This is a genomic window from Variovorax sp. VRV01 (genome assembly GCF_014852545.1).
Taxonomy (GTDB): Bacteria; Pseudomonadota; Gammaproteobacteria; order Burkholderiales; family Burkholderiaceae_C; genus Variovorax; species Variovorax beijingensis_A.
Genome location: NZ_JACVBS010000002.1, coordinates 117,180 through 140,968, shown reverse-complemented (window position 1 = coordinate 140,968; position 23,789 = coordinate 117,180). Strand labels below are relative to the sequence as shown.

Below are 23,789 nucleotides of genomic sequence, written 5' to 3'. Positions count from 1 at the left end.
GGTGCACGGGTTGCCATCGGATTGGAGAGCTTTTCGATCGTCATTACTTTTTTCTTCAAGACTCCGGTCGGGAAATCACGATTTTTTCGATTGAGTCTTGTTTAACCCTGCTTGAGGTCGAGTTTGATAAAAAATAAGCATGTTCTTGTGATTGCGGGTTTTTACTTGCCAGGTTTCAAAGGGGGCGGGCCGATTCGAACAATAGCAAATATTGTTGACCATTTGGGTGAGGAGGTTGATTTTTCTGTTATTACTGGCGATCGCGACTTAGGGGATTTGACCCCCTATTCTGATGTTCTGGTCAACGACTGGAATAAAGTGGGGAGTGCTCGTGTTTTTTACTTGCCCGCCGGACTTGCAAGTATTTGGTCTCTAATTCGGTTGTTTTTGCAATTCGAGGGGGCGTACATATATTTAAATAGTTTCTTTTCTTTTCGCTTCAGTATTTTTCCTATTTTGCTATGGCGCTTGCTGAAGGGTAAACGTCGAGTGTTGATTGCGCCAAGAGGGGAGTTTTCGGAGGGCGCGCTCGCAATTCGGCATTCGAAGAAATTGTTTTTTATTGCGCTCGCTAAGTTTTTCGGTATTTACGGAAATGTCGTTTGGCATGCGTCTACCGAACACGAAGTTGATGATATCCGTCGTTTGATGGGTGGTGATGCCAATGTTCAGACTGCAATCAATATTTCTCGTCCACCTTTTGAAGTGGATTTGATGCAAGTTAAAAAAGGTTCTCCTCTGCGTATAGTGTTTGTGTCGCGTATTTCGCAGAAGAAAAATCTATTGGGTGCTATCGAGATGTTGAAGATGGTGAGATGTTCGGTTGTATTTGATGTGTACGGCCCCGCTGAGGACTCGATTTATTGGGAAAATTGCGAATCGGCGGCAAAGGGTTTGCCAGAGCACATAAAATTTAACTACCGCGGAGCGATGCATCCTGCGCATATTTCCGGAGTCTTGGTTGATTATGATCTCTTTTATCTTCCAACGCTGGGTGAGAATTTTGGTCACGTAATTGCAGAGGCCTTGGGCTGTGGGTTGCCAGTACTAATAAGTGATATGACCCCTTGGCGTGATTTGGAGGCAAAGGGAATAGGCTGGGATGTTCCCTTGCGTCAGCCTGCGCTTTTCGCCGAATGCATTGAAATTTGTTCAAGGAAAACGACCGAGCAATATCGTGTTTGGCGTGACGAAGTCCGCGCTTGGGCGTTAAAAAACATTGGAAATATTGAGTCGATTGAGCAAAATCGTCGCCTTTTTTTGAGTCTTAGCATATGAAAAATGGTTTGGCTGGGAAAACTCTTCTCATAAGCGGAGGCACCGGTTCCTTTGGAAATGCTGTACTTAAGCGTTTCTTGGGAGTAGATGTTTCAGAAATTCGAATTTTTAGTCGAGACGAAAAAAAGCAGGACGACATGCGTAGGCGCTATAGCAACGCCAAGCTCAAGTTTTATATCGGAGACGTTCGAGACGCACGAAGTGTTGAGCAGGCGATGCGCGGAGTCGATTTTGTGTTTCATGCCGCGGCGCTTAAACAAGTGCCATCATGTGAGTTCTATCCGATGCAAGCAGTACGTACTAACGTTCTTGGCACCGAGAACGTATTGGAGGCGGCGATTCGAGCGGGTGTTAACCGCGTGGTATGTCTTAGTACAGACAAAGCGGTGTATCCGATCAATGCCATGGGCATTAGCAAGGCCATGATGGAAAAGGTAATGGTCGCTGCCAGTCGAAATCTGGAAAGCACAAATACCGTTATTTGCGGCACCCGCTACGGCAACGTCATGGCCTCGCGGGGTTCGGTCATTCCGCTGTTCGTGGAGCAGGTGCTCGCGGGCAAGCCCATCACCGTGACTGACCCATCCATGACCCGCTTCATGATGACCCTGGAGGATGCAGTCGAACTCGTACTGCATGCTTTCGAGTACGGCAATAACGGCGACATCTTTGTGCAGAAGGCCCCGGCAGCCACGGTTCAGGTGTTGGCGCAAGCCATCCTGGAAGTGATGCGCAAGCCCGACCACGAAGTGCGAGAGATCGGCACGCGCCATGGCGAGAAGCTCTATGAAGCGCTGCTGAGCCGGGAGGAAATGGCTTGTGCCGAAGACCAAGGCGACTATTACCGCGTGCCACCCGACGGGCGGGACTTGAACTACGCCAAGTACGTGGAAGAGGGCGAAGAGCGCATTACCCGCAGCACGCACGGCGAAGACTACAACTCGCACAACACCACCCGGCTTGACGTGGAGGGCATGAAGGCGCTGTTGCTCAAGCTCGACTTCATGCAGCGCATTGCGCGTGGCGAACCAGCCCTGGCGCAGGAATAAGGTCATGAAGGTATTGATCACCGGCGCTCGCGGTTTCGTGGGCAAGAACCTGCGGTTGCATCTGGCCGAGCGCAAGGATGTGCAAGTCGTCTGCTTCACTCGTGACGACGGCGTGGCGCAACTGCCTGCACTATTGCAGGGGGTGGACTTCGTGTTCCACCTCGCAGGGGTCAACCGCCCTCAAGATCCGCAGGAATTCGCCACCGGCAACGCAGAACTCACGCAGAGCCTGTGTCGTGCCGTCTGTGCCATGGCCGAATCCACCGGTAGGAAGGTGCCGGTCGTCTACACCTCGTCCATCCAGGCAGGTCTGGACAATCCATACGGCCGCAGCAAGCACGGGGCAGAAGAGGCGCTGCAGGCCGCTGCGCGCAGTCACGGCATCCCGGTGCACCTCTTTCGGTTGCCCAACGTGTTCGGCAAATGGTGCCGGCCCAACTACAACTCGGCCGTGGCCACGTTTTGCCACAACATTGCGCGCGGCATGCCCATCCAAGTCAACGATCCCGCCGCGTCCGTCACGTTGGTGTATGTGGACGATGTCGTCGATCGCTTCATTCAGTTGATGGATGGGGCGGACGCCGCAGCAAACGCGGACGGTTTTGCCACCGTGACGCCGCAGTACACCACCACAGTGGGCGAGCTGGCCCGGCAGATCCAGTCGTTCTGGGACAGCCGCAGCACACTCATGACCGATCGCGTGGGAACGGGGCTGGTGCGGGCGCTCTATTCAACCTATGTGAGCTACCTGCCGCCCGAGTCGTTTGCCTATCCGGTGCCGCAGTACGGGGACGCGCGCGGCGTGTTCGTCGAAATGCTCAAGACCCCGGACGCTGGCCAATTCTCGTTCTTCACTGCGCATGCGGGCATCACGCGAGGCGGCCATTACCACCACAGCAAGACCGAGAAGTTCCTGGTCATCAAGGGGCAGGCGCGCTTCAAGTTCCGGCACATGCAGACGGGCGAAGCGCATGAGCTGGTCACCACGGGCGACAAACCCAAAATTGTGGAAACCGTGCCCGGTTGGACGCATGACATCACCAACATCGGCACTGACGAAATGGTCGTCATGCTCTGGGCCAACGAGGTATTCGACCGTGCGCGGCCAGACACCTTCGCATGCCCGCTGTAGACACCTCGACTTCTGATTGCTCTATGAAAAAACTCAAAGTCGTGACAGTGGTCGGTACTCGGCCCGAGATCATTCGCCTGTCGCGTGTGCTGGCTCGGCTGGACGAGCATTGCGACCACGTGTTGGTGCACACCGGCCAGAACTACGACTACGAACTCAACCAGGTTTTCTTCGACGACCTGGGCGTTCGCAAGCCCGATCATTTCTTGAACAGTGCGGCAGATTCGTCCGGTGCCGCGCACACCATCGGTAACCTCATCATTGCAGTAGACAAGGTGCTTGGGCAGGAGCAGCCCGAGGCGATGCTGGTGCTGGGCGACACCAATAGTTGTCTGTCGGTCATTCCAGCCAAGCGGCGCAAGATCCCGATCTTTCACATGGAAGCCGGCAACCGCTGCTTCGATCAGCGCGTGCCGGAGGAAACCAACCGGCGCATCGTGGACCACACGGCGGATGTGAATCTGACCTACAGCACCATCGCCCGCGACTACCTGCTGCGGGAGGGGCTGCCGCCGGACCTGGTCATCAAGACGGGCAGCCCGATGTTCGAGGTGCTATCCCATTACCGCCCGAACATCGATGCATCCGAAGTGCTCAAAAGGCTGAACCTTGACGTCGGCCAGTACTTTGTGGTGAGCGCTCATCGCGAAGAGAACATCGAGTCTGCCCAGTCCTTCGCAAAGCTGGTCGACGTGCTCAATACGGTTGCCGAAGATCATGGATTGCCGGTCATTGTCTCGACGCACCCGCGCACTCAAAAGCGCATCGATGCCACGGGATCGCGCTTTCACGCCAATGTCCGTTTGCTGAAGCCCCTCGGCTTTCATGACTACGTCAAGCTGCAGATGTGTGCCCGCGCGGTTCTCTCCGACAGCGGCACCATCAACGAAGAATCCTCGATCCTGAACTTTCCGGCGCTCAACCTGCGCGAGGCGCACGAGCGGCCTGAGGGAATGGAAGAGGGCGCAGTAATGATGGTAGGGCTCGAGCTTGCGCGTGTGCGCCAGGGGCTGGCCATCCTCCAGACCCAGCCTCGCGGCGAGCTGCGTGGCTTGCGCCAGGTTGCCGACTACAGCATGCCGAATGTCTCGGACAAGGTCCTGCGCGTCGTTCACAGCTATACCGATTATGTGAATCGGGTCGTGTGGAAGAAGTACTGATCCCATCATGGCTGTTCGTGTACTACTGCTGACGCAATGGTTCGACCCCGAGCCAACCTTCAAGGGCATTGTGTTTGCACGTGAGCTTGTTCGCCAGGGGTTCGAGGTGGAAGTCGTCACGGGCTTTCCGAACTACCCGGGTGGAAAGGTGTACCCCGGCTACCGCATCAAGTGGCTGCAGCGCGAGGTGATCGATGGCGTGCAGGTCACCCGCTTGCCGCTTTATCCCGATCACGGCCAGTCCGCCATCAAGCGCGTACTGAACTATGCGAGCTTTGCGGCGTCCGCTTTCGTCTACGGCCTGTTCTTTGCAAAGCGCCCCGCGGTGATGTATGCCTATCACCCGCCCCTGACCGTAGGCGTGGCGGCAGGGTTGATCCGCCTTCTTCGCCGTATTCCTGTCGTCTACGACATCCAGGACATGTGGCCCGACACCTTGCGGGCGACTGGCATGCTCAACAACGAACGGGCGTTGGGCATCGTGGCATCGGTCTGCCGGTGGGTGTACAGGCGCGTCGATCACATTGCCGTGCTTTCGCCCGGCTTCAAGAAACTGCTGGTGCAGCGCGGCGTTCCTGAAGCAAAGATCGACGTGATCTACAACTGGGCCGACGAGGCTTCGCTGACGGCACCTCATGGCCACTTGCCGGCAGCCTTTCCTGCTGCAGAAAAATTCCGGATTCTCTTTGCCGGAAACATGGGCAAGGCACAGGCACTGGATGCCGTATTGGACGCGGCGGTACTGTTGCAACGACGCGAATCGCGTGTCTGTTTCGTGCTGCTTGGCGGCGGCGTGGAAGTAAGCCGCCTCGCCCAGCGGGCTGCAGAACTGCGTCTTGGCAATGTGACGTTCTTGGCGCCCGTGCCCATGGCGGAAGTCGGCACTTTGCTGGACGCGGCGGATGCCTTGTTGGTGCACCTGCGCAAGGATCCGCTCTTCGAGATCACCATTCCGTCCAAGACACAAGCCTACATGGCCGCCGGCAAGCCCTTGTTGATGGCAGTGGATGGCGATGCTGCAAATCTGGTACGGAAGTCTGGTGGCGGAGTGATTGCTGCATCCGAGGATCCGCAGGTGTTGGCGGCTTCCGCCGAAGCATTGGCGGCAATGGCCCCAGAGGCTTTGGCAGAAATGGGCGCAAAGGCCCAGAGCCACTATCGCGAAAACCTGTCGTTGCGTACCGGCGTCGCGCGGTTCGGCGTGCTCTTCAAGCGGCTGGGCGTCGCAAAGGCGTTCGGTGTGAAGCGCGTTTTCGACGTCTTCCTGGCCGCGGTGGCATTGCTACTGTTTGCGGTCCCTCTTGCGCTTTTGACCTGGCAAGTGAGCCGCAAGCTCGGAAAGCCGGTTTTCTTCCGCCAGGTTCGACCGGGCCTGGGAGGACGGCCTTTCGAGATGGTCAAGTTCCGCACCATGACGGATGCACGCGACGCCAGCGGGCAGTTGCTGCCCGATGCCGACCGGCTCACGCCGCTTGGCCGTTTTCTTCGTTCGAGCAGCCTCGACGAGTTGCCCGAGCTCTGGAACGTGCTCAAGGGTGAGATGAGCCTGGTGGGGCCGCGCCCGTTGTTGATGGAATACATGCCGTTGTATTCGACTGAACAGGCGCGTCGGCATGAAGTTCGCCCCGGCATCACCGGGTGGGCACAGATCAACGGCCGCAATGCATTGAGCTGGGAGGAGAAGTTCAAGCTCGACGTTTGGTACGTCGACAACCGCACGCTGTGGCTCGACATCAAGATCCTGTGGCTCACGGTGCGCAAGGTGCTGGTGCGGGATGGGATCTCTGCGGCAGGCGAAGCGACCATGCCGCGCTTCACCGGCTCTTCTGCCGCCTCGCAAGGAGGTGAACCATGACGCAACCCTTGTTCGCGGTCTACGGCGCCAGCGGCTGCGGACGAGGCGTAATGCCGTTGGCGCGCGCGCAATTGGCCGGACAATGCATCGCGGAAACGCGGCTTGTTTTCATAGATGACCAACCCGCCGCGCCTGTGGTCAATGGCCAGCGGGTACTTCGCTACGCGGAATTCCTGCAGCAAGAGGCGAGCGAGCGCCATGCCGTGCTGGCCATTGCCAACAGCGAGGTGCGCGAGCAGTTGGCCGCGCGTTGCAAGGCCGATGGCGTACGCGCCTGGACCGTGAGCGCGAGCAACGTCGTGCGCATGGACGACGTGGAACTGGGCGAGGGCGCCGCGCTGAGCCCCTTCGTCACGCTCACTTCCAACATCCGCATCGGCCGGCATTTCCACGCCAACCTCTACAGCTATGTCGAGCACGACTGCGTGATCGGCGATTTCGTCACATTCGCGCCGGGTGCCAAGTGCAACGGCAATGTGGTCATCGAAGACCACGCCTACATCGGCTCGGGTGCGGTCATCAAGCAAGGGCGTCCGGGCAAGCCATTGATCATCGGGCGCGGTGCCGTGGTCGGCATGGGCGCCGTGGTCACGCGCGATGTACCAGCCGGCGCCACGGTGGTGGGCAACCCCGCTCGTCTCTTTTCTCCCAAAGGTTGATTGTGCTGAATACCTCGTTCTCTCCCTGGCCTAGCTTCACCGCCGAAGAGGCCGAAGGCGTGCAGCGGGTGCTGCTCTCCAACAAGGTCAACTACTGGACCGGCCAGGAATGCTGCGAATTCGAAGAAGAGTTCGCTTCCTGGACGGACACTGCGCACGCCGTGGCCCTGGCCAATGGCACGCTGGCATTGGATGTTGCGCTGAAGGCGCTGGGCATCGGCCCGGGCGACGAAGTGGTGGTCACGCCGCGCACCTTCATGGCAAGCGTGTCTTGTGTGGTCAACGCGGGTGCCACGCCGGTGTTCGCGGATGTGGAGGCCGACAGCGGCGACCTCTCGGCAGCCACCATCGCGCAGGTGCTCACGCCGCGCACGCGCGCGGTGATCTGCGTGCACCTGGGCGGCTGGCCTTGCGACATGGATCCGATCATGGCGTTGGCCGAACAGCATGGCTTCAAGGTCATCGAAGACTGCGCCCAGGCGCATGGCGCGCGTTACAAGGGACGGCCGGTCGGCTCCATTGGGCACGTGGGCGCCTGGAGCTTCTGCCAGGACAAGATCATGACCACGGGCGGCGAGGGCGGTATGGTCACTACCAACGATGAGTCGCTATGGCGCGCCATGTGGGAGTTCAAGGACCACGGCAAGAGCCACGATGCGGTGTTCAAGCGCGAACATCCGCCCGGCTTCCGCTGGCTGCACGAAAGCTTTGGCACCAACTGGCGCATGCTCGAGATGCAGGCCGTCATCGGCCGCATCCAGTTGCGCCGCATGGCCGACTGGACCGCGCAGCGCACACGCCACGCAGAAGCACTGTGGGCGGCCTGCCGCCCGCACGCGGCCGTGCGCGTGCCGGCCTTGCCCGAAGGTAGCGTGCATGCGCACTACAAGTGCTATGTCTATGTGCAGCCCGAGCGGCTGGCACCGGGCTGGAACCGTGACCGCATCGTGAATGCCATCCAGGCCCAGGGCGTGCCCTGCTACCAGGGCTCTTGCTCAGAGGTGTACCTGGAGAAAGCCTTCGACGGCACTGGCTGGCGGCCGGCCGAGCGCTTGCCGGTGGCGCGCGCCTTGGGCGAGAACAGCGTCATGTTCCTGGTGCATCCAACGCTGACCGCCGATGAAATGGACGCCAGCTGTGCGGCCGTTGGGCGGGTGCTGAAGGAAGCGAGCGCAGCATGAGCCCAACCTCTGCGCGCAGTTGGTGGCCCAAGCCCGGGGCCGCGGTCTGGCGCTGGCTGCTGGCGCTGGCCATGCTCGCGCTGCTGGTGCTGAGCCTGGCACCGCTTTCAGCCGATCTGCCCACTACTGGGTGGGACAAGGGCAACCATGCCTTGGGTTTTGCCGTGCTGGGGTTGTTGGGCCAATGGGCCTGGCCGGGACGCACAGCCATCGTCTTGACCGCCTTGTTGGCCTATGGCGGGCTCATCGAACTGCTGCAATCGTTCACACCCGATCGCGTTGCCGAGGCTGCCGATCTGCTGGCCGATTGGGTGGGGCTGCTGCTGGGTGCCGGCTTGGCGTTCTTGCTGGAGCGCCTGCATTCCTCAGGGCAGGGGGCGCAATGATGGACTCACAGCATTGCCGGCTTGACAAGAATCTCTCAGGAGACTCTGCATGATCGACCGTATGGCCCAGCCGGTGTTGGCGCTGCCAAGACCCGTAAAGCGGGTATTGGCCTTGCTGGTGGACACCGGCCTGTGTGTGTTGTGCGTGTGGCTGGCTCTCAGCCTGCGTTATGAGCGGTGGGTAGAACTGACGGGCGTGCATTGGCTGGCGGTAGCCGGTGCCGTCATGTTGGCGCTGCCGCTGTTCGTAGTTTCGGGGCTGTACCGAGCAATCTTCCGGTATGCCGGCAGCGCGGCGCTGATGGCCGTCGGGCGCGCCTGCTCCTTGTTCAGCGTGGGCTACGTCATGATGTTCACCCTCGTTGGCGTGGAGGGCGTTCCGCGTACGGTGGGTCTCTTGGTGCCTGCGCTGCTGTTGATCACGGTGGGTGCCTCTCGATTAATGGCACGCTATTGGCTGGGCGGCCTCTACACACAGGTACTGCGCAGCAAGACCTTGCCGCAGGTGGTGATCTACGGCGCGGGCAAGGCCGGGCGCCAACTGGCCGCGGCGTTGGCGCACAGTCCCGAGATGGCGGTACATAGCTTCGTTGACGATTCGCCGCAACTACAGGGCCGCACCCTCAACGGCCTGCCCATTTACCCGCCGTCGTGGCTCAGGGCCAATGCTGCCGCTCAGGGCATTACCGACGTGCTTTTGGCGTTGCCGTCAGTGTCGCAAGGGCGCAGGGCGCAGATCCTGAACGAACTCTTGTCGTTGCACCTGCATGTGCGCACGCTACCCGGCATGGCGGACCTGGCGCAGGGGCGAGTGCAGGTCAAGGACCTGATGGAGGTCGACATCGAAGACCTGCTGGGCCGGGACCCGGTGGCGCCGGACGAAGATCTGTTGCATCGCCATGTGCGCGGCAAGGTGGTGCTGGTGACTGGTGCGGGCGGTTCTATTGGCAGCGAGCTGTGCCGCCAGATCGCGCAGTTGAAGCCTTCGGTGCTGCTGCTGGTGGAGTGGAGCGAATACGCGCTCTATGCCATTCACCGCGAATTGGAGCAGAAGGCGCCCGCTCTGAGCGTGGTGCCGCTGCTGGCCTCCGTGTGCGATGCGGCGCGCATGCGGCAGATCATGGGCGTGTGGCGGCCCAGCACCGTCTATCACGCCGCGGCCTACAAGCACGTGCCGCTGGTCGAGCACAACCCCGTGGAGGGCCTGATCAACAACACGCTGGGCACGCTCACGGCGGCATTGGCGGCGCGGGACCATGGCGTGGGCCAGTTCGTGCTGGTCAGCACCGACAAGGCCGTGCGGCCGACCAACATCATGGGTGCGAGTAAGCGCCTGGCCGAAATGACGCTGCAGGGCCTGGCCCAACAGAAGCCCAGCACCTGCTTTTCGATGGTGCGCTTTGGCAATGTGCTGGGCTCCAGCGGCTCGGTGGTGCCGCTGTTCCGCCAGCAGATCGAGGCAGGCGGACCGATCACGCTCACGCACGAAGACATCACCCGCTATTTCATGACCATTCCCGAGGCGGCGCAACTGGTGATCCAGGCCGGTGCCATGGCCGAGGGCGGCGACGTGTTTGTGCTGGAGATGGGCGAGCCGGTGCGCATCATCGACCTGGCGCGCCGCCTGGTGGAACTGTCGGGCCGCACGGTGTGCGACGCGCGAAACCCCGAAGGCGATATTGAGCTGCTGGTCACCGGCCTGCGGCCGGGCGAAAAGCTCTATGAAGAACTTCTGATTGGCGACAGCGCCATGCCCACCGCCCATCCGCGCGTGATGAAGGCGCATGAGGCATGCCCGCCCTGGGAAGAGCTGGCGCAGCACATCGATGAGCTAGGTGCACTGCTCGAGCGCAATGACGTGCCCGCGATCAAATGCAAACTCCAGGAGCTTCTGGGCGGCTACCTCCCGCATGCGGAGGTGGTGGACTGGGTGCACATGGAGCTTGAACGCCAAAACGAGGCGCTGCCAGCGCTGGTATCGGCAACGCCGGATGGCACCGCCCCTGCTGCTGCAGTGCCACCGCAGGTACTCGCCCCAGTCTGATTTCACATCGGGGCGCTGGGCGACGTCTCCGCACTGCCCCCGCCCCTGACCTGCGGGTCTATTCGTTGTATTTGTACGCCGTGTACCGGTAGCCGCCGTAGCGGTAGCCATGGCTGCCGTAGTGGCGCCGCGTCAGGTCGATGCCGTTGAAGATCACGCCGCTGACCGCCTTTCCAGCATGCGCGAGGCGCTTGGCGCTTTCATTGAGTTCGCCAAGCTGGGTCTGATCTGCGCGGGCCACCAGCAGCACTGCACCCATGTACGGTGCGACGGCGGCCGTGTCAGCGGCCACCAGTACCGGGGGCGTGTCGATGACAACCAACTCGTACTGCGCGGAGAGCGCGTCGAGCAGACGGATGAAGGTCTCCGACATCAGCATGTCGGCCGGATTGGTCGGCAGCTTGCCGGTGGTCAGCACATCAAGGTTGGGCAGCACTTGCGAGCGGATGGCTTGCTGCATTGAAAGCTCGCCAGCCAGCAGTTCCGAGAGGCCGCCCTCGCGTGGCAGACCGAACTGCTTGTTCAGGTGGCCCTTGCGCATGTCGGCATCGATCAGCAGCACCCGCTTGCCGGCGTGGGCCATGATGGCGGCGAAGTTGCCTGAAACAAAGCTCTTGCCAATGCCTGGCGTTGCGCCGGTGATGAGCACGCGGTTGTTGCCGGCCTCCATCGTGGCGAATTGCAGCGCGATGCGCAGGCTGCGCAGTGCCTCGATGGGCGGGCTGTCCGGATGGGTCACCGCCAGCAGTTGAATGCCCCTGGCACCGGCTGCAACGCTTTGGTCGAGCGTTGTCTGCTCTTGCGTGAAGGGTACGACCGAATAGACCGAAAGGCCAGTGTGGGCCTCGATTTCCTGCGGGTCCTTGATCCCAGCGAAGAAGCGACTACGCATGATGGCTAGCGCGGCACCGGCTACCAAGCCTAGGACCAAAGCCAGCGCCAGCACTAGTGGCTTCTGCGGCTTGACCGGCTCCTTCGACTTAACCGCTCTGTCGAGCAGGCGCACATTGCCGGTTTTGCCTTCCTTTACCAGGCGCAATTGCAGTGCATTATTCTGCAGCGACTGATAGAGGCCGCTGTTCACCCGCACGTCGCGCTCCAGGCGCAGCGCATCCTGCTGCAACGTGGGCATGCGGCTCACGCGTGCGTTGAGGCCGCCAATCTCTTTCTCGATAGCGGCAATCTGCCCATCGATGATCTTCACACGTGAATTGGCGTCGGTGAAGCGCGCCGCCACCTCGCGTCGTCGCTGCTGGGCTTCGAGGAGCTTGGTTTGCAGTTCTATAGTCTGCCCCAGCACGCCCTTCGCTTCTTCGTCGAAGGCTACAGTCCCGTTCTTGTTGCGAAAGCGTGTGTAGGCGTCTTCTGAGGCTTCGAGCTGGCGCTTGAATTCAGGCAACTGCTCGTCGAGGAATTGCAACGTCTTCTGCGCCTCGGCCGCCTTGCGCTCGACGTTCTGCTGCACGTACTGCTCGCCAATGGCGTTGAGGATGCGGGAGAGCCGGTCGCGGTCACTGTCTTGCAGCGACACGCTGATCACATTCGATTGCCGACCTTGCTCGCTGATCTGCACGCGCTTTTGCAGATCCTCGATGGTGCGCAACTGCGAGGCGCGCGACACGAGGAATTGAGCACCAGGCTTTCCTTCGAGCGAATCGATCAGCAGGTCGATGGCGCCATCGTCGAGTGAGTGGTGCAGTGGTTTGCCGACGGCGCCGGTCAGCGGCCGATCGAGCCTCTGGTGCGTCAACGTGTAAGCGCCTTCGCCCTGAGTGGTGACCAGAAAGGGCTCTTCATCTTCCAACTCCGCTGGCACATCAAAGCGGGTGACATTAATGCGTTCCTTGCCATTTACGTACCCCCCAATGCCAAGGAAGCCCGGATCAGAAAGTTCGTCGGCGCGGCGCGCGAGCCAAGTACCGAGTACCGGCAGGTAGTGGGGCGCGGCATCGATATATGCGTGTGTCTGGTTCACCGCAGCACCGAGCACCATTCGCGAACGGATGACTTGGATTTCGCCGGTGGCGGGCGTCTTGACTTCGAAGAGGCTGGAGGCTTCGCCGAGAAAGCCTTTGGCATCTGGTGCGGCATCCTCAACCTGGATCAGCAGGTTGGATTGGTAGATGGGTGTAGACAGCAGCGCGTACGCTACTCCGAGCGACAGCGACAGCGCGGTAACTGTCACAACCAGCCACTTGCGGTCGATCAGGATGTCGATGTATTCCGACAGGTGAATCACATAGTCGTCCGCATTCGTTGTCGGAGACGCAGCAGCCTGGCCAGCCCGCGCAGCATTGGAAGTAGTCACAGCAGGAGTGTTCATTTGAATTGCCGAATGCGCTCGGCCCATGTCTTGACGCCGGCGTCGATGAGTTGAAGTGCGTGCTCGAATGCTTCCTGGCCCATGCGGTAGGGGTCGGGAATGTTCAGCTTGGCGGTTTCGGCAAGCCGAAAGACCCTGCCGCGCGTCAGCGGGTAGTTGTTTTCGATGTGTCGGCGCTGCCCGTCGTCCATGGTGAGGATGAGGTCGGCCTGCACGCACATGGACTGGGTGATCTGGCGCGCCCTGTGCGCGCTCAGGTCGAGCCCGCGCGCGGCCATCAGCTCCTGGGCGATGGGGTCCGCGGGGTGGCCGATCAATGCACCCGTGCCGGCCGACGACACGGTGATCTCCGGCAGCGCATCAGCCAGCAGGACATGCGCCATCGGGCTTCGGCAGATGTTGCCGATGCAAACGACAAGAACGGATTTCAAGGTGTCCGCCTTTCTTCCATACAAAAAAAGCTCATGGGCTGCGATCGAAATTCAGGATGTTGTCTCCGGCGCGGGGCTTTGCGTCTTCCGGCGGCGCAAAGTTGAAGGCGCCCCGGTCGCGCACGGAGGTCAGTTCATAAAGGGTGTTGCTGCGGCCCAGGCGGGCGCCGCCATCGCGCGTGAGCGGCGACCACGCAAAGCCCATGGCGAACTTGGTCGAGCGCGGTAGCAGCGCGTCGAGCGGAATCGAAAGATAGATGCCCTTGTCGAAATCGCCTTCGCCAAACTGCTTGGAAGAGACGTTGGTCTTGGTGGCATAGGCGCCCAGCACCAGGCCGTTGTCGAAGCGGCGGATGACTTCGAGCGTCACGCCGCGGTCGCCCGCTAGATACTGACCCGCGCTGATCTTGGCCATGACGCCGTTCCAGCCGGTGTCCCAATAAAGGCTGGCGTGGCCGGTGGTGACCTTGTAGTCGCGCAGGCCGAAGTCCTGGTTGAAGTCGCGCTGGCGCACGCGGTTGATGTCCACGCCAAAGGCCACGGGCGAGCGTGCCGGCCGGTACATCCATTCGGCGCCCACGCCGGCAAACATGCTCTCGAGCAGGCCGCCATACACGCTGTAGTACTGGCTGCTCGACAGCTGCCCCACGTGCGTGAGCTGCAGCGATGGAATGGTGAAGCGCCGCGAGGTGACGTACTCGCGCTGGTAGGTGCGCACGCGCGGCAGCTCGCTGGGCGCGGTGTAGGTGAACTTGTCGTAGTTGTCGGCCAGCCGCAGGTTGACCGCGCCGCTGAGCCAGGTGCGCTGGGTAAAGCGGTATTCGGCAGTGGCCTGGATGCCAAGCTGGTAGAGAAGGAAGGCGTCAGGACCGCCGACGATCTGCCCGTAGCTGGGCGCAATGCCAAAGGTGAACTTGTCGCGCGGGCGCACCCATGGGGCGTTGATTTCGGTGGCGGCAGCTTCGGCGGCGGCGGTGGTGTTCTGCGCAGGGCCGGGCTTGTCGGCGGGGCGGGCCAGCTCGGGCTCGTAGTCGCGCTTGGACACGGCCCGCGCGGCATGCGGCGGCAGGGCCTGAATGCGCGCGGCCACCCATTCGGCGCGGTCGATGGCCTGTGCATGTACGGCCAGCCCGCGCTCGGCGTAGTGGAAGACAAAGCTCTTGATGGCGTCGGGCGCATCGTGGTGGAGCACTGCAATGGCTTTTTCGACGCGCGCGGTGCGGTAGACGGTGTTGCTGTCGGTCACCCACACGTGGAGCACGTCGTCCTTGGGAGCGATGCGCTCGACGATCCATTCGGTCTGCGCCTCGATCTCCGCCGCGGTGGTTGCCCAGCCGGGTGAGCGCGGGGCCGCCTCCGGCCTGAATTCCGGCAGGGGCCGGTCGAGCGTCTTGGGTGTTTGCGATGCGGCCAAGTTGCTCGACAGCGTGAGGCCGATCATGAACTTGTCGCCGCGCTCGAAGCCGGCGGACAGCGTGACCTTGGGTGACACGCGGTAGGCCAGGCCGATGTTGATGGGCGAGCGCTGGCGCTGGTTGTTGTTCTGCGGCTCGTTCTGGTAGTTGTTGCCGTCGTATTCGAGCTTGAGGGTGAGCGGGTCCCACGGGGTGCGCCACTGCACGCCGCCAAACAGGGCAGCCGGGCCGCGAAAGTAGGAGCCGAACCTCGATTGGTTGGTGCTCGACACGCTGCGGGTGTCGAAGCGGCTGCCCAAGAGCTTGAAGGGGTTGCTGATGTTGCCGCTCGCGCCCAGGTAGCCCCAGCCAACGCCAAGGCTGAAGTCGAGGTCGTACCAGCGTTTGCTTGCCACCAGGTACTCGCCGGAGAACAGGCCGGTACCGCCCAGGTCGCGAAAGCCCAGCGCGAGTTCGGGCACCAGCGCGGTTTCCTTGAGCAGGCGCAGCTTGATGTCGATGCTCTTGTCCTTGTTCGACTGGCCGGTGGTGCTGGCCTCGTACGCGCGGTTGGAGATGGAGGTGTAGCGAAAGCCCGCTTCCATCCAGTCGAAGGGCTGGAACATGAAGTTCAGCCGCGTGTACGGCCAGATCGACGTGAACGAGCCGCGCACGTCGCCGGCCAGGCCCATGCGGGCCGATGGCGTTTGCAGCAGGCCGGTTTCGCCCCAGTCGTTGCCGCTGATCTCGAGCGGGCGCGGCTGCGAGGCGAAGGCTTCGGGCAGCGCGGCGGCCACGGTGGGGGCCGCGAACACGGGCGCGTTGGCGACCGGGCGCGCGGTGGTGGGTTCCTGCGGGGAGGGGCCTTGCACGGCAAGAAACTTGATGAGGCCTTCCGACAGGTCCGCCAGCGCGGCCATGCGGCGCGGCGGGGCCCAGATCCAGGCGCCGGGCGCGGGTTCGTCGGCAGGCTCGGCATTCCAGGCGCCAATGCCTGCGCGCGTGGTGCGGCCGTCGGGCTGCGCGATCCAGGCCCAGTCGGCGCCGCTATCGAGGCCGCAGGCGCTCAGGTAGTCGAGCAGCGAGCGTCCGCCTTCATGTGCTACCTGGCAAAAGCTGCCGTCGGGCTGCACCACGGTGACCGAGCGCAGCGGGGCGGGCGGCACCGCGAGCCGCTGGCCTTCGCGGAGCACCGGGTCTTGACCGGGATTCGCCTGCAGCCAGCGCGGATCGACGATGCCCAGCGCCACGCGGCCGGTGGCCGGAAGGCTCTGCAGCACCGACAGGAGCTGCTCGCGCGAAGCCCGTTCTTCGGGCGAGGCCGATCGAACGGCTGCTTCCACCCGCACCAGCAGCGACTCTTTCAGGTATTGCTGCGCAAGCAGTTCCTGCGGCACTTGCCATGCAAGGCCGGGGCCGGCCGCATCTTCGGGTTGGCGCAGCAGCCAGTCGCTGAGCCGCTCGCCCGGGCGCACTTCCGCGGCGCCCGCAAGCATGCGGTCGGTGGATGCGGCGTGGGCGGAGGGAGTCATCAACACGATCGCGGCGGCCAGCAGGCTGAGGCGGAAGGGGTTGGTGGTGGGGCCGGACGGGGGCGGGAGGCTCATGAACCAGCTGCGCTTGTCGAGGCAACGTTGGCTGGCACAGAGGGATTCCACCGCTCGAAGCTCAAGCACAGATCGCGGGAAAGGCACTGCTCGGAATAGACCGCCTCGAGCTTGTCGCCAACCTGGGCGAGGCCGAAGCGTGCCGGGGGCAGCGAAGCCGAGGCCGGGCGCGTGCTGCTGCGCTCCTCGAACCAGCGCAGCGAGCTCGCGGGCCGGCCGGCGAGCATGGTGTCGGTGGGCGGCGGGATTTGCCGCTGCTCGATTTCGTCGCGTATGCCCGAGCGGTAGCCGGGCATGAGGTCGCGCTCGCGCTGGAAGCGCGTTGTGGCTGTCGTCGTGCTCTCGGCGGCCGTGGCGGAGGGCCAGGCAGGTGCGTTGGCAAGGCGCACGGCGCGCCAGTCGGTCGTGAGGCCGGCCGTGGCCACCAGGCGGCCGTGGCGCAGGCGCACCGTTTCGCCCGAGGCGCTGTACCAGACCTCTGTAGGACCTTCGGGATGGGGGTCGACGTATCCGAGCACGAGAAACACGGTGCGGCCTTCGAAGGTGGCACGCAAATAGCGGAATTCCGGACGGAATGTGTGGGAGTCCGACGGCGAGGCGTTGTTGTTGTAGAGGTGCCGGGCCGTGGCAAGCATTGCCGAGGAGCCCGAGGAGCATCCGCCCAAAAAAAAGGATGATGCGAGTACGCAACATCCTAGTTTTTGCACCGCGCTGGCGGTGCGTTGGAATCTCGCTGGGAACCCCCCCTTGCGGAGGGCTCCGATCATTACCTGGTGCCGGTGGTACCAGTGCCGGTGCCGCCTGGGCCGCCGGGGAGGAAGAAACCGCCACCACCGCCACCGCCACCGCCGGCAACCAGAGCACCAAGCAGCACGCCGCCGCCAACAGCAGTACCGATTTGCTGCGTGGTCAGGCCGCCACCGCCAGCTGCGCGAACGGCATCAGCGGCGCTGGTCGGAGGCACAGGCAGTGTCTGGGCGAGTGCAGGCGCGGAGGCCAGGGCTGCGAGGGCCATGGCTGCAATCAGGTGACTATGTTTCATGAATTCTTTCCCCGTTCAGTTGAAGCTTGGAAGTGAGCAACAGCGTCGACAACCGATAGTAACCGGCGATTGCGCATTGTTACTCCAGTCAACGGCCCGATGGTACCACTTCACAGAGGGAAACAGTACCTAAAACAGGGGAGGCGGAGCAGGCGGTGGGCGGTCGAAGCGGGGCCGTTTCTCCGTTACAGCCGGAAACTTGGCCGGAAATTAGAACTTTTAGCCGCGTATTTCAGATTGTTTGACAATTGCAACATGGTTGCTGTAAATCGGCCATTACTATTGAATTGTTTTGTTTCAATAATTGCGCAACGACGCGCCTGATTTGAAGGAGCCCGATGCTCATCGCACAGCTGTCCGATCCGCACATCCGCGCCGAAGGCGAGCTGTACCAGGGCGTTGTCGACTCCAACAGCATGTTTGCCGAAGCGCTTGCGCACGTGCACGCGCTCGATCGTCGCCCCGATCTGCTGGTGCTTACCGGCGATCTTGTCGACGAGGGCCGCGCCGACGAATACGCGATGGCGCGCACGCTGCTCTCGGCCTCGCGCATTCCGTTTCTGGTGATACCCGGCAACCACGACCATCGCGAGCGCTTTCGCGCCGCGTTCAGCGACCAGGCCTACCTGCCCAAGGCGGGGCCGCTGCACTGGTGCGTGGATGACCACCCGGTGCGCATCATCGGGCTCGACTCATGCGTGGTGGGAAAGCACCACGGCCACATCGACGCCGAAGGCCTTGCCTGGCTTGCGCGCACGCTGGCCAAGGACACGGCCAAGCCCACGCTGCTGATGTTGCACCATCCGCCCTTCACGAGCGGCATTCCCTACATGGACGCCTACGGCTGCATGGATGCGCAGCCGCTCGAAGAGGTGGTGCGAAGCGCGCCGAATGTCGAGCTGGTGCTGTGCGGGCACGTGCACCGCACGATGCTGCGCCGCTGGGGCGGCACGGTGATCTGTTCATGCCCGAGCACCACCACGGAAATCGACCTGCAGCTGTGCGCCGATGCGCTGCCGCAGTCGCACGTGGGACCGCGTGGCTGCATGCTGCATTTGTGGGACGCGCGGTACGGCATGGTCAGCCACCTGAGCCAGATTGGAGACTTTGCGGGGCCGTATGCGTTTGCCTGAACAACGCGCCTTGCGCTTTCACGCGAGCGGGGCGCTGTCCGCATCGCCATGCAGCAGCCGCTCGAACACGTCCTGGGCGCCCATCTGGCCGCCCTTGAGCATGATCTCCATGCCGTCGAGCGCGGCGTCGTCGCTGTGCACGCGGCAGAGCGATGCGCCGGCGCCCATGTCGGCCGCGTAGGAGAGCCCCCAGGCATCGAGCGCCTGCACGGCGTGGCTCGAGGTGTCGCCGCCGGCAATGCCGACGCGCTGCAGCGGCACCATGGCCAGCACCCTGGCGAGCAAGTCTCCGCCGGCGCGCGAGAGGGCCTGGGCGTCGACCGTGTTGTCGCCCCCGGCAGGCGCAGGTTCGGCGGGCCGGGTGCAGGCCAGCATGCTGCGGCCGCGCGCGAGGCCCTGCGCAATGTCGCGGGCATGGCGCTCCAGCGTGGCCGTGTCGCGCTGCGCGAGCCGGGGCGCATCGAGCCACACGGTGTCGAACGAGCGTGCCGCCGCCACCTGGCGCGCGGTGACGGGCGAGAGGCTGCCGGCAAGCACCAGCACCGGGCCGCGCGCTGGACCTATACGGCGCTGGTCGGCTTGCGCATCGGCTCGCGTGCCGAGTGCGCCGGCCAGCGCATCGACCACGCTGCTCGGGCCCACGGCCAGCAGCGTGGCGCGCCGGGCCTGTGACCACACCACTTGGCCGATGGCCGCGAGCTGCGAGGCATCGGCCACGTCGAACAGCACGGCCTCGGTGTTGCCGGCATCCGGGCGCAGCGCGTGCCGCAGCGCCTCGCCAAGCGCCTGCGGCCCGTGCGAGGCGGCCGTGAAAGGAATGGAGCGCACGCCGGCCAGGCCCTGCTTGGCCAGGTGCAGCCTCAGGTCTGCCTCATGCATTGGCGTGACCGGGTGCCGGCTCATCGTCGGATGGCGGTCGATGCGGAACACCTCGCCGCCCGCGCCGGCCGCGGCGAACAGGTTGCCGAACAGGCAGTGCCGGCCGATGTTGGGCTGGCCGCCGACGATGGCGGTCCAGGGCTGTTCGACGGCGCCGCGCAGCGCGCGCACGGCCGCGCCGATGGAGCCGATGTGCGGCGCGCTGTCGAAGGTGGAGCAGGTCTTGTAGTGCAGCACGCGCGCGCCGAGCGAGCGGAATAGCGCGGCGACCGGGGCGAGCTCGGCCTGCATGGCTTCGGGCGCCATGGCGCGGGCGGCGCCCGCGATGCCCAGCACGTCGAGCGGCCCGGCCTGCGCGAGCCGTGCGGCGTCGGGCGTCTTCAGGAACAGCAGGGTGCGCAGACCGGCGCGCGCGGCGGTGCCGAGGGTGTCGGTGGCGCCGGTGAAATCGTCGCCGTAGTAGACGATGGCCGGCGCTTGCGTGGCGGGCATCACGGCTTGCCGAAGAAGGCCAGCGCGCGCGCCAGCTCGGGTGCGCCGCGGGCGGCTTCTTGCAGCGCGATGCCGGCGCATACGGCCGACCAGGCCTGGCGGATGCTGGTGACGCCGGCCGCCGCGCCGTCGGGATGCGCGAGGATGCCGCCGCCGGCCATGAAGAGCAGGTCGTCGCTGCCGATGGCGGCCCAGGTGGCGGGCACGGTGCCGGCCCACTGGCCCGACGAAAGGGCCGGCATCACGCGGTCGTCGGCGGCATCGGTCAAAGGCGTGAAGCAGTCGCGCGCCGATTCGATGACCTCGCTGTCGGGCTGCGAGAACTTGCCCTGCAGGCCGTGCACGTGCATGTGGTCGACGCCGGCCAGCCGCCAGAGCGTTTGGTAGGCCTGGAACGAAATGCCCAGCAGCGGATGGCGCGACAGCGCGCCGTAGCCGTTGCGGTGGCCGTGCAGCGCCAGGCCGGTGTGGCGGCGCAGCGTCTGCATGCCCGAATGGCCGCACCAGTTGAGGCTGGCCATGACGCACGATCCGCCTTCGCGCTCGACGAGGTCGGCATGCCGCTTCATCGCGTCGGTCTCGTCGGTGATGTTGAAGGCCACCATCACGTGCTTGCCGGTGCACTCCTGGTGTGCGCGCACCGCGGCCATCACGGCGGGCACGCGCTCGGCAAGCGGCGCATGCGCGGGGTTGGCGCAGACCTCGTCGTCCTTGATGAAGTCGACGCCCGCGGCGCAGAGCCTGGCGACCAGTGCGGCGGTCTCGCCGGCGGACAGCCCCACGTTGGGCTTGATGATGGTGCCGACCAGCGCGCCGCTGCCCACGCCGGTGGCACGCCGCGTGCCCGCGATGCCGGCGCGCGGCATTTCGAACTGCCCGCGGTAGGCGGCAGGCAGCTGCAGCGATTCGAGCCGCAGGCCCGTGACTTCGCCCAGGTCGTAGAGGTTGCCCGACACCGTGGCCGCGAGCGTCGGCAGGTTGGCGCCGATGTTCGCTGCGGGAAACGAGATGTCGATGTGCGCACGCCGCCATGGGCCGCGCGCGCCCTTGCGTTCGAGCAGGGCGTTGGGCAGGCTCGGCGCCTCGGCCGGCGCAAGCTCGGTGATCGCCTCGACGGTGGCGCGCGCGCGTTGGCGCAGCGCGTCGGTCTCGCCCTCGACGCGCGTGAAGGTGCCGCACGACTGCTCGCCGGCCATCACCTCGGCCACGGCGGCCGGCTCCAGCGGCGTTTCGATGAGGTAGCGCGCGCGGATGCGTTCGGTCACGTTCACAGCTTGCTCAGGTCAGGGAAGGGCCGCACCGGCTCGCTGCCGTCCCAGCCCTCGGAGGCGCTGCGGATCAGGTCGAACATCTTGCCCTTGGGCCCCGCCACTTCGGACAGTTCGATCACCGTGCCCGGGTGGTACTCGGTGTCGAAGTAGATGAAGCGGCCGCGCTCGCCCACTTCGCCGCTCATCACCGGCTTGAAGCCCTGCGCGGTGAGACGCGCCAGGTCGGCGTCGTAGTCGGCCGTCCAGTAGGCCACGTGCTGCAGCCCGGTGCGGCCGGCCTGGAGGAAATCGCGGTACATCGAGGGCACGTCGTTGCGCGTCTGGATCAGCTCGACCTGCACGTAGCCCGAGTTGGCCAGCGCCACCGAGTTGTGGGGCTCGTGCGCCTCGCCGTTGTAGCGGTAGTTCTTGATCGGCACCTTGGGGTTGTAGAACCACGGGCCCACGCCCAGCGTGGTGCTCCAGTAGTCCATGGCGGCCTCGATGTCGTGCACGACATAGCCCAGCTGGCGAATCTCGCCGAGGAATCGACTCATTGCGGTTGGCTCCGTTGGTGTGAGTGTGTTGTTGTGGTCAGAACTTGAGAAAACCGGTCGAGAACCACGGGAACGCGGCCACGATCACCAGGCCCACCAGCATCGCGGCGATGTAGCCCCAGATGTGCTTGATGCCTTCGTCCGGGTTGACCTTGCTCACGGCGCAGGCGCCGTAGTAGCCCACGCCGAAGGGCGGCGCGAACAGGCCGATGCCCATCGCGAAGATCACGACCATGGCGTAGTGCACCTCGTGCACGCCCGCGGCCTTGGCAATGGGAAACAGCAGCGGCCCGAACAGCACGATGGCCGGAATGCCCTCGAGCACGCTGCCCAGCACGATGAAGGCCACGATCGACACGGCCAGGAAGCCGTAGGCGCCGCCCGGCAGCGCACCCATGACGCGCGCCAGGTCCTGCGAGAAGCCCGACTGCGTGAGGCCCCAGGCCATGGCCGTGGCACAGCCGACGATGAAGATGATGGCGCCCGAGAGCGAGGCCGTGTCGACCAGCATCGGCTTGAGCCGCTTCCAGTCGAACTGCCGGTACACGAAGAGCCCGACGATGGCCGAGTAGACGATGCCGATGGTCGACACCTCGGTGGCCGTGGCCACGCCCTCGACTACGGCGGCGCGGATCACGAAGGGCAGCAGCACCGCGGGCAGCGCGACCAGCAGCAGCTTGCCGATCTCGCGCTTGCTGTGGCGCGCAACGCCGCTCAGGTCTTCGCGCCGGTAGCGCCACCACACCACCACGCACAGCGCGGCGCCCAGCACCACGGCCGGCAGCAGCCCGCCCGTGAACAGCGCGGCAATCGAAATGCCCGTGACCGAGCCGATGGTGATGAGCACGATCGACGGCGGAATGGTTTCGGTCTGCGCGCCGGTGGCCGACAGCAGCGCGACCAGGTCGCCGGGCTTGGCGCCGCGCTTGACCATCTCGGGGAACAGCACGGGCGCAATGGCCGCCATGTCGGCGATCTTGGAGCCCGAGATGCCCGACACCAGGTACATCGCGCCGATCAGCACATACGACAAGCCGCCGCGCACATGGCCCAAGAGGCTCGCAAGGAACTGGATCATGGCGCGCGCCATGCCCGTCATCTCGATGAGTGCGCCCAGGAAGATGAAGAGCGGCACCGCGAGCAGGATCAGGTGCGACATGCCTTCGTCGAGCCGGCCCACCATCACCAGGAGCGGCGTGCGCGTGGTGAGCGCCAGGTAGCCGAAGGTGGCCAGCGCGAACGAGAACGCGATGGGCACGCCCGAGAGCACGGTGGCCGCCACCACCACCACGAAGAAGATCACGAGGTTGAACTTGCCGAGCGTCGCGAACAGCGGCGCCGCCAGCCAGAAGGCCGCCACCAGCGCGCCCATGCCGAGCAGCGCGACCGCGATCTGCCGCCCGGTGCACACGCGCACCAGGCGCAGCAGCGCCATCGCCAGCATGATGCCGATGCCCGCCGGAATGGCCGCGGCGCGCCAGGCGTTGCTGATCTCCAGCGCGGGCGTGACGATGAACGACTCCTCGTGCGCATAGTCGACCGAGGGCCAGATGATCAGCACCAGGAACGCGACCGAGGCCGCGATGGCAAAGGCGTCGAGCATGGCGCGCGTCGATGGCTGCACCTTCTGAAGCAGCGCCGTCATGCGCATGTGCTCGCCCCGCCGCAGCGCCACCACCGCGCCCAGCATCGACAGCCACAGGAAGAGGATCGACGCGAGCTCGTCCGACCACACCAGCGGTGCATGGAACACATAGCGCGACACCACGCCCGCGAACAGCACGCAGATCTCGGCCAGCACCAGCAGCGCGGCCACGGCTTCGACCACGCCGCCCAGCACGCGGTCGGCGCGCCCGGCCAGGCCGCTCAGCGCGTTGGCGGATGGTCCGGCGCCCACGAACGGGGCCGCCTCGAAAGTGGATTCATGCACCATGGAC

At 64.0% G+C, this 23,789-nt stretch carries 18 protein-coding genes and 1 pseudogene; 11 read left to right on the top strand and 8 right to left on the bottom strand.

The features are described from left to right. Positions 1-147: 147 nt before the first annotated feature. From IB278_RS04335 to IB278_RS04295, 10 genes and pseudogenes are all read left to right on the top strand, one after another. Entirely contained in the window at positions 148-1,278 is a 1,131-nt protein-coding gene (locus IB278_RS04335; protein WP_192322741.1) for a glycosyltransferase, read from the top strand. Continuing rightward, a complete protein-coding gene (locus IB278_RS04330) occupies positions 1,275-2,327 on the top strand; it encodes a polysaccharide biosynthesis protein (protein ID WP_192322740.1) in 1,053 nt (350 codons plus the stop codon). The genes IB278_RS04335 and IB278_RS04330 overlap by 4 nt, the downstream gene beginning before the upstream one ends. Positions 2,328-2,331: 4 nt before the next feature. After that, positions 2,332-3,459 carry a UDP-2-acetamido-2,6-beta-L-arabino-hexul-4-ose reductase gene (gene wbjC / locus IB278_RS04325; protein ID WP_192322739.1) on the top strand — a complete coding sequence of 376 codons (1,128 nt, stop codon included), beginning with the start codon at positions 2,332-2,334 and terminating at the stop codon, positions 3,457-3,459. Positions 3,460-3,482: 23 nt separating this feature from the next. Beyond that, the gene (gene wecB / locus IB278_RS04320) at positions 3,483-4,619 is read left to right on the top strand and encodes a non-hydrolyzing UDP-N-acetylglucosamine 2-epimerase (RefSeq protein ID WP_192322738.1); all 1,137 of its coding nucleotides are present in this window, start codon (positions 3,483-3,485) and stop codon (positions 4,617-4,619) included. 7 nt (positions 4,620-4,626) lie between these two features. Continuing rightward, a pseudogene (locus IB278_RS33805) lies at positions 4,627-5,757 on the top strand (glycosyltransferase family 4 protein); the annotation flags it as partial. 102 nt (positions 5,758-5,859) lie between these two features. Then, positions 5,860-6,474, top strand: coding sequence for a sugar transferase (locus tag IB278_RS33800; RefSeq protein WP_318646674.1), 615 nt, complete (start codon positions 5,860-5,862; stop codon positions 6,472-6,474). After that, positions 6,471-7,133: an acetyltransferase gene (locus IB278_RS04310; protein ID WP_192322736.1), complete on the top strand. Its 663-nt coding sequence runs from the start codon at positions 6,471-6,473 to the stop codon at positions 7,131-7,133. Before IB278_RS33800 ends, IB278_RS04310 begins: the two co-directional genes overlap by 4 nt. A 2-nt stretch (positions 7,134-7,135) precedes the next feature. After that, positions 7,136-8,314, top strand: a complete 1,179-nt coding sequence (locus IB278_RS04305) for a DegT/DnrJ/EryC1/StrS family aminotransferase (RefSeq protein WP_192322735.1) — start codon at positions 7,136-7,138, stop codon at positions 8,312-8,314. A 71-nt stretch (positions 8,315-8,385) separates the two neighbouring features. Then, complete coding sequence (locus tag IB278_RS04300) at positions 8,386-8,700, top strand: VanZ family protein (RefSeq protein ID WP_192322972.1); 315 nt, start codon at positions 8,386-8,388, stop codon at positions 8,698-8,700. A gap of 49 nt (positions 8,701-8,749) precedes the next feature. Further along, on the top strand, positions 8,750-10,744 hold the full coding sequence (locus IB278_RS04295; protein ID WP_192322734.1) for a polysaccharide biosynthesis protein: 1,995 nt from the start codon (positions 8,750-8,752) through the stop codon (positions 10,742-10,744). 58 nt (positions 10,745-10,802) lie between these two features. Here the strand turns inward: IB278_RS04295 and IB278_RS04290 are convergent, their stop codons facing one another. The 4 genes from IB278_RS04290 to IB278_RS04275 are packed head-to-tail and all read right to left on the bottom strand — an operon-like array spanning position 10,803 to position 17,134. Continuing rightward, positions 10,803-13,067, bottom strand: coding sequence for a polysaccharide biosynthesis tyrosine autokinase (locus IB278_RS04290; RefSeq protein WP_192322733.1), 2,265 nt, complete (start codon positions 13,065-13,067; stop codon positions 10,803-10,805). Beyond that, the gene (locus tag IB278_RS04285; RefSeq protein ID WP_145743102.1) at positions 13,064-13,498 is read right to left on the bottom strand and encodes a low molecular weight protein-tyrosine-phosphatase; all 435 of its coding nucleotides are present in this window, start codon (positions 13,496-13,498) and stop codon (positions 13,064-13,066) included. The genes IB278_RS04290 and IB278_RS04285 overlap by 4 nt, the downstream gene beginning before the upstream one ends. Positions 13,499-13,529: 31 nt before the next feature. Next, the gene (locus tag IB278_RS04280; RefSeq protein WP_192322732.1) at positions 13,530-16,499 is read right to left on the bottom strand and encodes a YjbH domain-containing protein; all 2,970 of its coding nucleotides are present in this window, start codon (positions 16,497-16,499) and stop codon (positions 13,530-13,532) included. Then, positions 16,496-17,134 carry a YjbF family lipoprotein gene (locus tag IB278_RS04275; protein ID WP_192322731.1) on the bottom strand — a complete coding sequence of 213 codons (639 nt, stop codon included), beginning with the start codon at positions 17,132-17,134 and terminating at the stop codon, positions 16,496-16,498. The genes IB278_RS04280 and IB278_RS04275 overlap by 4 nt, the downstream gene beginning before the upstream one ends. 745 nt (positions 17,135-17,879) lie before the next feature. On the opposite strand from IB278_RS04275, the gene IB278_RS04270 reads away from it, so the two are divergent. Beyond that, entirely contained in the window at positions 17,880-18,674 is a 795-nt protein-coding gene (locus IB278_RS04270) for a phosphodiesterase (protein ID WP_192322730.1), read from the top strand. Positions 18,675-18,692: 18 nt separating this feature from the next. Here the strand turns inward: IB278_RS04270 and IB278_RS04265 are convergent, their stop codons facing one another. The 4 genes from IB278_RS04265 to IB278_RS04250 are packed head-to-tail and all read right to left on the bottom strand — an operon-like array spanning position 18,693 to position 23,785. Then, entirely contained in the window at positions 18,693-20,045 is a 1,353-nt protein-coding gene (locus IB278_RS04265; RefSeq protein ID WP_192322729.1) for a four-carbon acid sugar kinase family protein, read from the bottom strand. Then, complete coding sequence (locus tag IB278_RS04260; protein WP_192322728.1) at positions 20,045-21,316, bottom strand: ribulose-bisphosphate carboxylase large subunit family protein; 1,272 nt, start codon at positions 21,314-21,316, stop codon at positions 20,045-20,047. Before IB278_RS04260 ends, IB278_RS04265 begins: the two co-directional genes overlap by 1 nt. Continuing rightward, the gene (locus IB278_RS04255; protein WP_101490957.1) at positions 21,313-21,852 is read right to left on the bottom strand and encodes a VOC family protein; all 540 of its coding nucleotides are present in this window, start codon (positions 21,850-21,852) and stop codon (positions 21,313-21,315) included. Before IB278_RS04255 ends, IB278_RS04260 begins: the two co-directional genes overlap by 4 nt. Positions 21,853-21,889: 37 nt before the next feature. Continuing rightward, the gene (locus IB278_RS04250; RefSeq protein WP_192322727.1) at positions 21,890-23,785 is read right to left on the bottom strand and encodes a TRAP transporter large permease subunit; all 1,896 of its coding nucleotides are present in this window, start codon (positions 23,783-23,785) and stop codon (positions 21,890-21,892) included. Positions 23,786-23,789 lie beyond the last annotated feature (4 nt).

What these genes read in the sequence shown, in the direction of transcription:
- wbjC (WP_192322739.1), top strand. Translation starts at nt 2,332, where the DNA reads ATGAAGGTATTGATCACCGGCGCTCGCGGTTTCGTGGGCAAGAACCTG.
- IB278_RS04310 (WP_192322736.1), top strand. Translation starts at nt 6,471, where the DNA reads ATGACGCAACCCTTGTTCGCGGTCTACGGCGCCAGCGGCTGCGGACGA.
- IB278_RS04300 (WP_192322972.1), top strand. Translation starts at nt 8,386, where the DNA reads ATGCTCGCGCTGCTGGTGCTGAGCCTGGCACCGCTTTCAGCCGATCTG.
- IB278_RS04275 (WP_192322731.1), bottom strand. Translation starts at nt 17,134, where the DNA reads ATGCTTGCCACGGCCCGGCACCTCTACAACAACAACGCCTCGCCGTCG.
- IB278_RS04255 (WP_101490957.1), bottom strand. Translation starts at nt 21,852, where the DNA reads ATGAGTCGATTCCTCGGCGAGATTCGCCAGCTGGGCTATGTCGTGCAC.
- IB278_RS04250 (WP_192322727.1), bottom strand. Translation starts at nt 23,785, where the DNA reads ATGGTGCATGAATCCACTTTCGAGGCGGCCCCGTTCGTGGGCGCCGGA.
- IB278_RS04265 (WP_192322729.1), bottom strand. Translation starts at nt 20,045, where the DNA reads ATGCCCGCCACGCAAGCGCCGGCCATCGTCTACTACGGCGACGATTTC.
- IB278_RS04295 (WP_192322734.1), top strand. Translation starts at nt 8,750, where the DNA reads ATGATCGACCGTATGGCCCAGCCGGTGTTGGCGCTGCCAAGACCCGTA.
- wecB (WP_192322738.1), top strand. Translation starts at nt 3,483, where the DNA reads ATGAAAAAACTCAAAGTCGTGACAGTGGTCGGTACTCGGCCCGAGATC.
- IB278_RS04330 (WP_192322740.1), top strand. Translation starts at nt 1,275, where the DNA reads ATGAAAAATGGTTTGGCTGGGAAAACTCTTCTCATAAGCGGAGGCACC.
- IB278_RS04290 (WP_192322733.1), bottom strand. Translation starts at nt 13,067, where the DNA reads ATGAACACTCCTGCTGTGACTACTTCCAATGCTGCGCGGGCTGGCCAG.
- IB278_RS04280 (WP_192322732.1), bottom strand. Translation starts at nt 16,499, where the DNA reads ATGAGCCTCCCGCCCCCGTCCGGCCCCACCACCAACCCCTTCCGCCTC.
- IB278_RS04270 (WP_192322730.1), top strand. Translation starts at nt 17,880, where the DNA reads ATGCTCATCGCACAGCTGTCCGATCCGCACATCCGCGCCGAAGGCGAG.